This window comes from Lacrimispora brassicae (assembly GCF_054772055.1).
On the sequence record NZ_BRYH01000055.1, the window covers coordinates 19,398 to 33,515 of the forward strand.

12 protein-coding genes are annotated in these 14,118 nt (G+C 43.9%); 10 read left to right on the top strand and 2 right to left on the bottom strand.

The features are described from left to right. Positions 1–88: 88 nt before the first annotated feature. Positions 89–1,765: a S8 family peptidase gene (locus ACYVD3_RS24325; protein WP_460645089.1), complete on the bottom strand. Its 1,677-nt coding sequence runs from the start codon at positions 1,763–1,765 to the stop codon at positions 89–91. 231 nt (positions 1,766–1,996) lie between these two features. On the opposite strand from ACYVD3_RS24325, the gene ACYVD3_RS24330 reads away from it, so the two are divergent. Both ACYVD3_RS24330 and ACYVD3_RS24335 read left to right on the top strand, forming a co-directional pair. Beyond that, a complete protein-coding gene (locus ACYVD3_RS24330; protein ID WP_460645090.1) occupies positions 1,997–3,670 on the top strand; it encodes a S8 family peptidase in 1,674 nt (557 codons plus the stop codon). Between the two features lie 211 nt (positions 3,671–3,881). Continuing rightward, on the top strand, positions 3,882–4,403 hold the full coding sequence (locus tag ACYVD3_RS24335) for a hypothetical protein (RefSeq protein WP_460645091.1): 522 nt from the start codon (positions 3,882–3,884) through the stop codon (positions 4,401–4,403). Positions 4,404–4,633: 230 nt separating this feature from the next. Here ACYVD3_RS24335 and ACYVD3_RS24340 read toward each other — a convergent pair whose 3' ends face one another. After that, a complete protein-coding gene (locus ACYVD3_RS24340) occupies positions 4,634–5,389 on the bottom strand; it encodes a MerR family transcriptional regulator (protein WP_460645092.1) in 756 nt (251 codons plus the stop codon). Between the two features lie 181 nt (positions 5,390–5,570). On the opposite strand from ACYVD3_RS24340, the gene ACYVD3_RS24345 reads away from it, so the two are divergent. From ACYVD3_RS24345 to ACYVD3_RS24380, 8 genes are all read left to right on the top strand, one after another. Then, positions 5,571–6,992 carry an MDR family MFS transporter gene (locus ACYVD3_RS24345; RefSeq protein WP_460645093.1) on the top strand — a complete coding sequence of 474 codons (1,422 nt, stop codon included), beginning with the start codon at positions 5,571–5,573 and terminating at the stop codon, positions 6,990–6,992. Positions 6,993–7,089: 97 nt separating this feature from the next. Continuing rightward, positions 7,090–8,031, top strand: coding sequence for an ABC transporter ATP-binding protein (locus ACYVD3_RS24350; RefSeq protein WP_460645094.1), 942 nt, complete (start codon positions 7,090–7,092; stop codon positions 8,029–8,031). Further along, positions 8,031–8,738 (top strand): ABC transporter permease, encoded by a 708-nt coding sequence (locus tag ACYVD3_RS24355; protein ID WP_460645095.1) that lies wholly within the window; start codon positions 8,031–8,033, stop codon positions 8,736–8,738. Before ACYVD3_RS24350 ends, ACYVD3_RS24355 begins: the two co-directional genes overlap by 1 nt. A gap of 57 nt (positions 8,739–8,795) precedes the next feature. Continuing rightward, complete coding sequence (locus ACYVD3_RS24360; protein ID WP_460645096.1) at positions 8,796–9,743, top strand: ABC transporter ATP-binding protein; 948 nt, start codon at positions 8,796–8,798, stop codon at positions 9,741–9,743. Further along, a complete protein-coding gene (locus ACYVD3_RS24365; protein ID WP_460645097.1) occupies positions 9,740–10,558 on the top strand; it encodes an ABC transporter permease in 819 nt (272 codons plus the stop codon). The genes ACYVD3_RS24360 and ACYVD3_RS24365 overlap by 4 nt, the downstream gene beginning before the upstream one ends. Positions 10,559–10,866: 308 nt before the next feature. Next, a complete protein-coding gene (locus ACYVD3_RS24370; protein ID WP_460645098.1) occupies positions 10,867–11,121 on the top strand; it encodes a hypothetical protein in 255 nt (84 codons plus the stop codon). Positions 11,122–11,365: 244 nt separating this feature from the next. Next, positions 11,366–13,042 (top strand): peptide ABC transporter substrate-binding protein, encoded by a 1,677-nt coding sequence (locus ACYVD3_RS24375; protein ID WP_460645099.1) that lies wholly within the window; start codon positions 11,366–11,368, stop codon positions 13,040–13,042. A 135-nt stretch (positions 13,043–13,177) separates the two neighbouring features. Further along, positions 13,178–14,116, top strand: a complete 939-nt coding sequence (locus tag ACYVD3_RS24380) for an ABC transporter permease (RefSeq protein WP_312504146.1) — start codon at positions 13,178–13,180, stop codon at positions 14,114–14,116. Positions 14,117–14,118 lie beyond the last annotated feature (2 nt).

Genomic DNA, 14,118 nt, shown 5'->3' on the forward strand with positions numbered 1-14,118 from the left:
CCAAAGCATTTTTAAAAGAAACCAATGCTCATAAGTTGGTTTCTTTTATTTTAGGGAAATAGGCCGGGAATAAGGCTGGGCCTGTAAATTACAAGATCTGGGAAACCCGTTCTAACAAATGATACATATCCAATTGCCCATACCCCCATATATTGTTTGGGTAATTGTAGGCAGGGTTTCGCTGGGCGCCTCTCATAAGTATGCGGCTGACCTGTTCGCCTGAAATATAGGTGAAATTGCCTTTGCCCTGGCTCCATTCAAAGATGATGGCACAAGCTCCCGCTGCAAGGGCTGCAGAAGCGCCGGTACCTGTTAAGGTTCCATATTGGTTTTCCGGAACCGCACAGGGGATCTGGTAGCCGGAGGATGCAATATCTGGTTTAACAAGGCCGCTTCTGGTGAAGCCTCTTCCTGATGTATCCAGGATGTTGGAGGTTTGCTGATTGTAGGCGGTAACGGTCAGAGTACGCCTGGAATTGCCGGGAGAGGTTATGGTGGTATCCGGATTGGAATTTAAGAAAAAGGTTCCATTTGAGATTAAATCTCCGTTGGGCAGCCAGGAATGAAAGGAAAACGATTCATTTTCCAGGCTTCGGACGCGGAAGTACCAGATTCCGGGAAGGGGATTCTCAAACCGCAATAAAATTAACTGGTCTCCGCCTTCCCTTTCAAAGAGCATGTTATTCACCCAAACCACGCTCTGGCTGCTCTGAAAAACAAACTTCTGGCATTCACTAAAGGTAGGATTGACAGGTGGGATGGTTTCCCGGTCTGGTGCGGAGATTTCAATAGAAAGCCTTCCTGGAATGTGAGCCCAGAGCTCCATGGAAAACTGCCGGTCAATCCCTGCTATATTCAGTTGAAAATCATTGAAGTAGGGTGTAGACATGGTTTGGTTAAAATAATGTCTGCTGTTGTTTCCTTCGTTCCCGGCAGATATGGAAACACACAGGTCAGGCTGCTGAACCAGGTTTTCCAAATAGGTGCCCAGGACCCCTCTTCCGTCATGGCTGCCCTGGCTGCTGCCCAGAGCAATGCATATGACAACAGGACGCTTCAGCCGCTGGCCTATGCCGGCTAAATAGCGTATTCCAAGAACAATGTCTGATTCCTGAAAGCACAGCCTGTCTTCGGGCACAGAAAATATCATCTTAAGATTCTGCTTGGCTTCTTTTAATTTCACAACGGCCAGTTCTGCATTTGGGACAAGGCCGCTGAAGTTATGTTCCTTATTGGGAGTGCCTGCGGCAATGCTCGCTATGGCCGTACCATGGCCGATGATATCGGTTGAAGGAACAACAGAAAGAGGATTATCATAATGAAGCGCATCATTTATGTCAGCTTTTGTATATTCCGTACCAAAGGTAAATCCTTTAGGAGGCTCCCCATCCTGTATGCTCTGGTCCCATATGCAAAGAATCCGGCTTGTTTTATCATTATTCATGAATGCAGGATGCCGGTAATCAACTCCTGTATCTACAATTCCGATGATCACTCCCTGCCCTAATAAACCTAAATCCATATTTTCCATAGGATTTCCTTCGCCGGAGGCCTGAGGGGAGATAGTAGAAGTAGGGGTATAAAGGGATGGAAAAATATGATAAGGGTTTTGGCCGAGATCGCATGGCTGCCTGTTTTTTTTAGATACATGCAGCAGAGAGAACCTGTCATTCAGCAATGTGATATCATCACCGATTCCAACGGATGGTACCACTAAATTACTGATAATAAAGTCGTAATAATTATTATCCAGTATTTTTCCCATAATTAAGTCTCCCTGATAAGATCTAGTTAAAACATATGATATATTTTATGCGGTAATGTTCCTTATATGAGCACTGCCGTATGCATTTGGCTGCTTATTGCGCTATTTTCGTTTTGTCTGCTTTTGATTTTTGGGAACGTGTGTACGATTCCTTTTCTTATGCTCATAATAGGAACCCTGCTGCATAAAATATATCATATGTGCCAGTAGTGCAGACAGGGAGGCCTGACCATGCCAAAAATCTTGGATGATAATTATTATGACCTGATCATCAGTAACGTTATGATTCCCACATATGATACCGGAGATAATATAACACATATGGATTTAAGGCATTCTTTGGCTCATATCCCTAATGATTCAGTGAATCCCTGCGACCTGGGAACCTATCCATATAATGCATTTCCTTCCATATTGACCCTCAGTTCTACCGTCAGTCTTGAAAAATCCGGTATCGGGACGGTTCAGAGGAACCCTTATCTGGCCTTGTTCGGGCGGGGAGTTATTGTGGCGGTCATTGACACCGGGATCGATTACCAGCATCAGGCATTTTTATATAATGATGGAACGACCCGTATTCTTTCCCTGTGGGACCAGACCATTCAGGACGGTGAGCCGCCGGAGGGATTTACCTATGGCACCGAATACAGCAGAGAGCATATTAATGTTGCCTTAAGGTCGGAAAATCCATTGTCCATAGTGCCTTCGGTGGATACCAATGGCCATGGGACCGCAATTGCAAGCGTAATTGCAGGGAAACCCAGCCTGGAACAGTCATTTAGCGGTGTTGTCCCGGAAGCTGACTTACTGGTGGTAAAATTGAAGCCGGCAAAGAACAGCTTAAAGAAAATTTTTTTTGTTCCAGAAAACATTGAATGTTATCAGGAGTCGGATCTGATCATTGGAATCAGTTACGTGACCTCGGTTGCCCAAAGGCTGAACCGTCCCATTGCCATATGCATTGCAATGGGAACAAATCAGTCAAGCCATGACGGGCGGGGAGCCACCAGTTTCATTACCAATTATCTGGCACAGCAGCCTCAGACCGGTATAACAATTACCACCGGCAATGAAGCAAATAAACGCAGGCATTACTTTAACAGCACCACTGGGGAACCTTTTCTCAATGATTTTGAATTAAGAGTTGGGGAGAACGACAAACTGTTTGCCATTGAATTATGGCCCTTTGCTCCTGCAAGACTGTCTATAGAAATAACCGCTCCAAACAGAGAGACAACGGGGCAGGTTTTTCCGGCGCTGGGAGAATGCAGAAGATTTGCCTTCGTATTTAATCCCAGCGTTGTATGGATTAATAATTATATTTTTGAAGAAGAGACGGGGGACCAGTTGATCTTGATGCGTTTTCAAGATCCCCTTCCCGGAATCTGGACCATACGGGTGCAAAACCTTGATAATGGACCATTTTCTTTTCATACATGGCTGCCGTCAGGAGACTTGATTTCGGAAGAGACTTTTTTTATTAATTCCAATCCGGATACTACCATAACTTCTCCGGGGAATGCGACCAACCCTCTGACAGTTACCGCCTATAACCAATTTAACGACACCGTACTGCCTGAATCCGGAAGAGGTTATACGAGAACCGGTTTCGTTAAACCAGATATAGCGGCACCGGGATATGAGCTTACCTGTGCGCTTCCGGGAAACCAATATGGAAGCATAACAGGAAGCGGGTCTGCGGCCGCCCAGGCAGCAGGAGTTGTTGCCATGGTTTTTGAATGGGCTATTCCGAGAGGAAATTATACCAATATTACAGGAAACGATGTGAACCGTCTGCTTATAAGAGGGGCACAGCGAAGCAGCGGGATTACTTATCCCAACAATATCTGGGGATATGGCCAGATTGAAATCAACAGGCTCTTTGAAAGGCTTACAAATATTTAAAGGGACAGCGCTCAAAGGATCTTCCCATTCTATTAAAAACGGGACATCCCGCAGCTCGTTTTTATTTTATCATTGAGGTTATTGAAAACATCAGATATAATAAAAGTGCTGGTTTAAGCCTGTCCTGAATCCGGCGCCGGTTTGGTTTACCGGCATACGACGGCTTTCAGGAACGGTTTAAAAATAACGGATACTGGAAAGAGGAGAAGGAATGGAAGATATGAAAGCCCCCGGGCTGGAAGCGTTTGAAAAAACGGCTGAAATCAGCGAATTCAAATGGTATATTTTCGATATGATTTATGAAGGAATGGAACAGGATGGAATTGAAAAAAGTAAATTCAGCCTGGATAAGGAGGAGCCGGATGCGGTCTGTTTCATCATAAGGGATGGAAATCTGATTGTTTGCGGCAAAGGAGGAGCCTCCGTGCAGCATCATAATTTTTATCATGCTATCTGTGACTTTTTTAACAAAATTTATGAAAATGAAGAAAAGGCAGAAGCGGCGGTGACCCGCTTCCTCGTGAGAACACTTGATCTGCCGGCCCTGATGAAAATGCCCAGCCGTTCCATGCTGAAGGATCAGATTTGCAGATGCCGGGAGGAGATGGACGCCCTGGAAGAAAAAATAAAAAAGGAGCCGGGGAAAAAGGAGGAAACCAGGCTTTCTCTTAACAGGATTTATTTAAAAGGATTAAATGAGAAAATGGAAAAGTATTATGGGGAAAGGATATAAGAAAAAATAATTTTTGTCTTATATGAATAAAACATCCGGATTAGGTCATAATAGGATTATACCAAAGATGAGTGAATACTTATCCTCCCCTTTTTAATGAGAGAAGTCCCGTAAACAATGTTTATATGGCTTCTCTCATTTTTTATGCCATTGGGGCGGAAAAATGGCAGAACAAAGCCAATTTTTAGCCTCTTTATTCATTCAAGTCCTGTTATACAATACCAGTTTGATTATGGATAGATATGCCTGATAGCCGCACTTATAAACGCTGCAAGTCCCGGTGTGTTTTTGTCCAATTCTTCTTTATGATTCAAATACGCCTGTCCGATTTTATGAAAAGTTTTATCATCACAGGGCATCACCATAGTTATTAATTCCCTATAAACAGCAACTGCCTCTTTTGCCCCTAAACTCTCCGGGCCATCCTTCATGGCTTCGCGAAACTTTTGTATGGCCCCTGTACTAAGAGCAATGATCTTACCAAAATCTATGTTCATTATATTTGAGGCGTTTTTCAAAATGGATACGCGGCCCAGGAGTATACCGCTTTTCACTAATGGAAGAAAAAAACCGCTTTCCATTAACTCTCGGATTTCATTTGCATATGTTTTCTTCAGTACTTCAAGTCTTTTTTTATCAAAATCCCTTAGCATTGAAATATCAAAATCATCATTCAATATCCGGTCAACTGACAGTAACATTTTTTGTAATTGAGATTGTTTTTCCAAAAGAATTTGTTTATGCTGTCGCATTAACTCTTTTTTCATTTCTTTTGGAGTTTCAAGCAACAACCGAATTTCGTCAAGGGAAATGCCAAGCTCTTTATAAAATAGAATGCTCCATAAGCGGCGCAAACTCTCGTCATCATATTGGCGGTAGCCCGATTCTTTTACCGCGCTGGGCGGTAATAATCCGATTTCATCATAATATTGCAAGGTACGGCGGCTTACGCCGGAGAGCTTACTCACTTCATTTACACTTTTCATTTTACCGCCTCTTTCTCAATTCTATAAGTTGAAAATTTTTTGATTATTTTTCAAAACGTTTCAAAAACTCTTGACTCGAACGCTACGTCATAGTATATGCTCTCATCATAAGTGAAATGCGGCGTTTTGTAAAGCAGAAAACAATGAACAAAACTCCGCACATAATGAGGAGGATTTATTTATGATGAGTGAGAATGAAAAAACTCCGGAACTTGAGCCGATTCCAAAGAGCATTATGAACATTGCCTGGATTTTGGTGCTTGGAGCAGTTATGCCACTGCTTGATTCAACAATGGTCAACATTGCCATCAAGCACTTGAGTAATGATTTCAGTATCGGACTTGATTTAATTCAATGGGTAATTACGGGTTACGTGTTATCCATGGCAATTTCAGTGCCCCTTGTTGGTTGGATGGTTCAACGTTTCAACGGTAAATGGTTAATGATTGGCGCCAATATAGTATTCTTAGCTGCTTCGGTTGCTTCGGGACTTAGCGGGAGTATCCATTCATTGATTATTTTCCGGATTGTTCAAGGCTCCAGTGCCGGCTTTATTGTGACATTAGTAACTACCTTGTGTGTTGAAATCGCCGGAAGGGATCGAATGGGACGTATGATGTCAACCATTGGTATCCCAACGGTATTGGGTCCAATCCTTGGTCCGGTTATTGGGGCTGTGATTGTCCAATTTTTATCATGGCGTTACATTTTCTTTGTCAACATTCCAATTGGTATTTTTGCCATCACTTTGATGATCATGAAGCTGCCTAACTTTACGCCATCTAACATTAAAGCCAAATTCGACTTCATTGGTATCATTTTATTAGGTGCCAGTTCAGCCGCCTTAATTTATGGGATTACTAAAGCAGTGAAGAATGCTACATTTAACAACAGCACGACCATTGGTTATGTTGTTGCCGGGATCGTAATTTTAGCCATCTACACGATTTACGCTGCGATAAAAAAGGAAGAAGTGATTCTCCCATTACACTTGTTTAAGTTGAAAAATTTCAGCGCCGTCATGGTTGGCTTGTTCCTTGCAGGAATTGCTACCAACGGTCCAATGCTGTTATTACCTTTGTTTTTCCAAAACATTAAGGGCTTCTCAGTTTTAAGCGCTGGATTGATCTTGATTCCACAAGGGATCGGTATGTTAGTTGCTCGTCCATTGATTGGTAAACTGACTGATAAACTGGGGGCGCGCAATGTTGTCTTGGTAAGTTTAACATCAGCCATCGTTGGCACGATTCCATTTGTATTCTTCCATGAAGCATCTTCACTCATTGTTGTGAGTGTTGTCTTGTTTGTTCGTGGTATGGGGATCGGTGGTATCACCATTCCAATGATGACTGATGCATACACTGGTATGGTCAAACAAGAAATCGCGCAAGCCAGTGTGGGAACCCGGCTCATGCAAAATATTGGTGGTGCGTTTGGTTCAGCAATGCTTGCAACGGTTGTCAGCCTTTCAATCCAAGGTAAAGAACCAACGATTCCGCTCATGACCACTGCTTACCACAATGGTTTCAAGTTAGCCTTAGTCCTTAGTTTGGTATTGCTCATTCCAACCTTGTTCTTAACTAACAAGAAATCTAAGAAATAATATATTCAAATGAAATATCAATATCAGTATCAGACCGTGTAGACTTGTTTTCAAAAAGGATTGAATGGAAAGTAAACCTGCAAAGGAGTATTGTTTAATGGAAAAACTAAGTAACGGCAGTGGTGCCGTGATACAACTGGATCGCCTTACAAAGACATTTGGGGAATATCATGCTGTCAACAATGTTTCATTAGAGGTAAACAGAGGTGAGATATTCGGATTTGCTGGCCTGAATGGAGCTGGGAAATCCACCACAATCCATATGATGCTATCGCTGTTAAAGCCCACTTCCGGCAGCGTTTATTTGTTGGGGGAAAAGGTTGGCTTCGGAAGTTACAGGCTATGGGAAAAGGTTGGCTTTCTTGAAGAGGCAAGCTATTATCCCGGACTTACGGTGGAAGAAAATCTGGACATTGCCCGCCGTATGCAGAGGCTCCCCGACCGGCAGTGTATCACTCATATTATACAAAAGCTTGGTTTGAAAGCTCACAAGAACAAAAAGGCGGAGAACCTTTCTCTGGGAAACAGGCAGCGTCTGGGGCTGGCAAAAGCTATGATCCACAATCCCGAAATTTTGATTTTAGATGAACCGATCAATGGTCTTGACCCTGCCGGAGTTGTGGAAATCAGAGATACACTTTTAGATTTATCCCAAAATCACGGTGTGACTGTTTTTCTTTCCAGCCATCTTCTGGAAGAACTTGCAAAGTTGGCTGACAGAATTGGCATAATCCATGAAGGAAAGCTGGTGCAGGAAATCAAAATGGCACATCTGGAACAGTCATTAAGGAAGCACTTGGTTCTCGGTGGCCGTGATAAAATCGCTATTAAGCGCATACTCTCGGAACATGGGTATGGTTTTGAGGAAAACGCAGACGGACGCTTTGTCCTTTCAGAAATCAATGCCACAGAAAAGCCTGAAAAACTTAATGAATTATTGGTGCGTTTAGGTCAGCCACCGACACAGTTAAACACAGTTGCCGAAGATTTAGAGAGTTATTTTTTAAGAACAATTAAAAGCACAAGGGGGGCATACTGATGAATATTTTATCTTTTGTTTACTGTGAAATTCGTAAAGTATATAAGTCAAGCGTCTTCTGGGTTGTAACCGTCGCGTTTACTATGCTGCCGGGTATTTCCCTTCTCAAATATTTCAATGCTGTAAACATAAGTTGGGAGTTATATTTGGCGGATATCCTAAAAAACTTCACTTCACTTTTCGTGATTGGGTTTGCTTTCACTACCTGTTGGGTTTTCGGACGGGAGTATACGGATAAAACTATAAACGATTTACTGGTAAAGCCGGTATCCAAGCTCCATATAGCGATATCCAAATTTATAGTGATTTTCCTGTGGAACAGTCTGCTGACCATTATTATGTTTACGGTTGTAGTTTTGATTGGCGCTTATATTGGTCTGATTGGCGGCACATCCACACTCATCTTGAATTATTTTCTTGTGTTTATGGCAACCTCCCTGCTCACTATGTTTGTCAGTACGGTAAGTTCCTTTATGGCTAATGTTACTAATGGATACCTTGCGCCAATTGGTCTGATTTTCCTCATTGTGATAATTATCAACATCGTTGAAAATATGGGGCTTTCCCCTTATATCCCCTGGACAATACCGAAGTTGCTTTTTTCTGATGGAGTTCTTAGACCGATAAGTATTTTTATACTCGTCATTACAGGAATAACAGGGTTTGCCGGAACGGTCGCATGGTGGAGATTTGCGGAACAACAATAGATTACTTTTTATTTGACTTTAGAAAAGAAATTAAAAGAATAAAAAGGAGAAAATTTTATGGGTTCAATGATCACAGTAGATGAGCTTGTTAAAAAATACGACAAATCAAAAACGCCGGCGGTCAAGGGTGTGAGCTTTGAGGTGGAGGAAGGCGAGTTTTTTGCTTTCCTCGGCCCGAACGGAGCCGGGAAAACAACTACAATCTCCATCTTGACCACCACGCTTTCCAAAACCTCCGGCAGCGTGACTATTGCCGGATATGATGTTGAAAAGGAAGCAAAGCATGTGCGTGAAAATGTTGGTATCATCTTCCAGCATCCCAGTCTTGACCCGCAGCTATCAGCGGAGGAAAATATCCGCTTCCACGCCTGTTTATACGGTATGTGCGGTTATCGCCCCACCTTCAAAATGATGCCCCACCTTTACCGGCAGCGTGTCATGGACTTGGCGGAGATCGTCGGCATACAGGACGCCCTGTTCAAGCCGATCAAGAAATTGTCCGGCGGTATGCAGCGCAAGCTGGAGATTATCCGCAGTCTCATTCATGGGCCGTCCATCCTGTTCCTTGACGAGCCGACGCAAGGACTGGACGCCATGAGCCGCAGAAGCCTGTGGGAATACATCAACCATGAGCGGCATGAAAACGGAACGACGATATTTTTAACCACTCATTATATTGACGAGGCTGAGCATGTAGATAAGGTTTGCATTATCAATCACGGACAAATCGCAATGACCGGCTCTCCTGATGAAATGAAGCAAAGCCTCTTAACGCAGGAACTTATCTTAGACGCAGATGACAGAGGACGGCTTATCAATGAACTTTCGGATATGGGGCTGTTCCACCGTATCGACAGACATGTTGTTGTTCCGTATCAGGACATGACGGCGCAGGAGGTCATCGCCCGTCTTCAAACAAAGCTGACGGTACTCAAAATCGCGGAGCCAACCCTTGAGGACGCTTATGTGGAATATCTTTTGAAAACGGGAGGCGTGGAAGCATGAGCGGGCTTGTTATGAAAAGAACCCCCTCCAAATTTTTGCGGGAGATAAATTCTGTCGTCACCATTGCAGCGAGGGAGATTACCCTGACTCTCAAATCACCGGGAACGATTATCATGAGCCTTGCCATGCCGACTGTGATGATGGGGATGCTGGGCGGCAGTTTGGCGCAGAATATGGCGGGCGGACTTGGCTTTAATTATGGCCAGTTTATGATGGTGGGCATGGTCGTCAATATGTTATTCATGACGACAACCATGAATATTACATCGCTTGTGGATGATCACACAACCGACTTCACACAAGAAATGATGATTTCGCCCGTGTCGCGCTATTCCATTATCATCGGTAAGATATTTGGCTCCTCCTTCGGCGCGATTATCGGCATGATTGGCACGTTAATTGTAGGGTTGTGCATGGGCATTACCCTGAGCCTGGGACAAGTGCTTATGCTGCTCGCTCTTTCTCCGCTTATGTGCCTGTCGGCAGGGGCGCTGGCCGTGATTATTGTCGGGCTTATTAAAAGCAACAGAATGGCGAATATCGCTGTTATGCTCGTCATCATGCCGCAGATGTTCCTTTCCGGCGCGCTCATCCCCATCGGCAATTCCAGCGGCATACTCTTGGTTCTGAGCCGTATGATGCCCATGACCTACTGCCTTGACCTTGCGCGCGCGGTTGTCTATGCCGGAACACCGGAGTACGCAAGCGTCGTGATGTTCAACCCGATGATAAATTTTACTGTTATTGCTGCGCTAACGGTAATATGCCTGATTATCGGTACTTTCTTCTTTGCCCGTTCAGAGAAAAACAGATAATGTGACTATAATATTGTGGAAACCTATAGATGGAATATTTGAATGAAGTAGAACATATGTTTGCATTTGCGGTTTATTTGTGTTATAATGTAAATAGGCTGATAGACGAAAGCGTTGAGGCTGTCTGTCTGAAGATAGAGAGCGGCCCTGTTCACAGACAGCCGGGCCGCTGAAAAGAGATTTATCCGGAAAGCCGGAATAACCGTTCTCAGCCGGAAACATGAAATTTTAATTAGAACCACTATGATGTGGTTTTAATTTTTAACCATCAAACGAACATTTGTTCTGCTATGAAAGGAGATTCGCGTATGATGATCACAAGAAATAACTTAAATGAAATACTGTTTGAAAACCAGGATGCAAGGCTGCTAATAGAACGCGTAGTTTCACATACGCAAGCTACCTTATATTATTACCATGATATTGAGATCACAGTAGAAAAGGCATTGGAGATATACAACCGGGCGGTGAAGGCTGAAGGGGAAGATTCATCCTATTGTGTGTCGTTCCTGGATTTCTCCGGAGAAAAAAATAAATTTTTGCATTCAGGAAGTGTCTGCTAAAGGGCTCTTTTGACATGGATTTCACCGGCGATATTGTAAGCAGCAGGGGCTCAAAGTAACAGCTTCTGTTATGGTTCGTCATATCGGGGGTTTTAATGAAAATTAAAACAATTCGAAACGGGATGAAATGATAAAAATTATTGACATAAATCATATAATTATGTATAATTTATATAATTTCATAGGCGAAGTGCCGATAAAATGAGACGAAACAAGAAAAACAATATCAAAAGGAGAGGAAAAAATGAAAAAAAGAGTATTAGCTTTAGGTACAGCGGCCTGTCTTGTTATTGGAGCACTGACAGGTTGTGGTTTTTCCGGATCTACCGGCAGTCCTACGACCGGAGGAGATTCCCAGGGTACGTCACCAAGTGAATCTGTTTCTGACAAAACGGATGCCCAGGCCCCCGGTAATCAGGTTCTCAGCGTATATGCCAATGCTGAGATCAAAACCCTTGTGCAGTGGGCGGCTTCCGATAATCAGTCATCCAAGGTAAACAATAATGCATTCGAAGGCCTGCTTCGTCTGGATGAGAACCATGAGGCACAGCCTGCCCTGGCGGAAAGCTATGATGTTTCTGATGATAAGCTTACATACACCTTTCACTTAAGGGACGGCTTGCAATGGAGCGACGGAACTCCTTTGACAGCAAAGGATTTTGTATTCGCCTGGTTAAAGCAGATGAGTGCAGAGGCCACCAATGGCTACAGCTTCATCATGACAGATTATATTGTAAACGGTGCCGAGTATAACGAAGGCAAAGCCGGTGGGGAAGAAGTGGGAGTAAAAGCTGTTGATGACAAGACCTTCCAGGTGACCTTAAAAGCACCTACTCCTTATTTTGCCCGCTTGACCGTTCTTTGCCAGTTCTTCCCGTTAAATGAGGAATATGTCACCTCTAAGGGCGACCAGTATGGTTTAAGTGCTGAGAATATGATTTACTGCGGTCCGTACGTTATTGCCAGCTATGATCCGGCGATAGGAGCTACCCTGAAGAAGAATGAAAAATACTGGGATGCAGCAAATGTAAAGGTCGAGAACGCACAGGTAAGAGTCATGAAGGATGCATCTGCAGCTCTTAACGCTTATCTGGCAAATGAGCTCAGCCAGGTAAATCTTGATTCTTCCAATGTGGCTGCTTACCAGAATGATCCGGAATTCAGCTCCAAAAGTGAGTTCAGAACCGAGTATCTCCAGTTCTCCTTAAGCAATCCTGTGATGGCCAACAAAAATATCCGCAGGGCTGTTTCCATGGCCATTGACCGTGAGACTTTGATCAAGGCAATTCTGGCAGATGGTTCTGCTCCCAGCGTTGGCCTTGTTGCGGAATTCATGTATGGAAATGAAAGCAAAAGCTTCCGCGAGTTAAACGGAAATATATGTCCTTTTAATCCGGAAGAAGCCAAGAAATACTGGGAAGAAGGCTGCAAGGAATTGGGCCAGACGCCTACTCTGACTTTGCTGGTAAGGGATGATTCTGTAACAAAAGCAGTTGCTACCTACTTACAGAGTGAATTAAATAAGAATTTAGGCATTGATATTGTGATAGATACAAAGACGGTTCAGGCAAGAAACGAATTAATGGATAACGATAATTACATGTTTGCATCTACCGCATGGGGTGCCGATTATGACGATGCCATGACGTACCTTGATTTATGGACCAACGGCACTCCGTACCGGGGCTCCTATAACAATGAAGCATATAATAAGCTGATTAACGACGCAAGAGTTGAGACCGATGATGCCAAACGTCTGGATATGCTGCTGCAGGCGGAGAAGCTTCTGGTTGACGAGGAGGTGATCGTTGCTCCCTTGTATCATAGAGGCTCCGCAACCCTTACAAAGTCCAATGTAAAAGGATTGATCAGCCATCCTTTCGGACCGGATGTGGAATTTAAATACGCTTATTTTGAGTAAGCCGCGGCGGGCAGGGGTCTGCCCCGGTTAACGGAACGCGGAAAATGAGAAGAGCCGTCCTTCCCTTTTCAAAATTGGAAAAGGGCGGCTCTTTTTAAAATCTCATGAGAATATGAATGCAAAGGAGGACACAGCATGATAAAATATATCTGCAAGCGACTGGTTTATCTGGCGCTGACATTATGGGTCATTGTAACAGCGACTTTTTTTCTGATGAAGAAGCTGCCAGGATCTCCTTTTGATGCGGAACGCTTTAATATGATGTCCGTTCAGCAGCAGCAGGCCATTTTAGAGCAGTATGGGCTGAATGAGTCCGTGCCCCGGCAATACGTAAAGTATATGGGAAATATCCTGCATGGAGATTTCGGTACATCCTTTACCTATACCGGACAGAAGGTATCTACAGTAATTGGAGGAAGGATCGGTCCCTCCGCTTTGATCGGCCTTCAGGCGGTACTGATCGGTCTGGCTGTTGGCCTGACACTGGGAATAATCGCGGCGTGGAGGCATAACAGCGGAATTGACTATTTCACTATGATCTTAGCTGTCCTTGGGGTTTCTGTACCTAATTTTGTAGCTGCGGCTCTTTTGCAGTATTATGTAGCCTTAAAATGGGGAATCCTGCCCGTTGGTTTCTGGACTGACTGGAAATGTTCGGTTCTTCCATCCATTGCTCTGTCCTTTTCTGCGACGGCCATGATCGCCCGGTTTATCCGGACAGAGATGCTGGAGGTGTTGGAGCAGGATTACATTGTCACTGCCAAGGCCAAGGGACTCAGCCCAATGAAGGTGCTCATGCGCCATGCGGTAAGGAATTCGATCATTCCCGTGGTGACGATTCTGGGGCCCATTGTTGTAAACCTGCTGACAGGCTCTCTGGCGGTAGAGAATATTTATACCATCCCTGGAATTGGCAGCTTATTTGTAGACAGTATAAAGGCTAATGACTATTCCACGATCATGGGAATCACGATTTTTTACAGCGCTTTCTATATTTTTGTAGTGCTGATCGTTGATATCGCTTATTCTCTCATCGATCCCAGGATTCGTCTGGCAGCCGGCATGGAGGGTTAAGC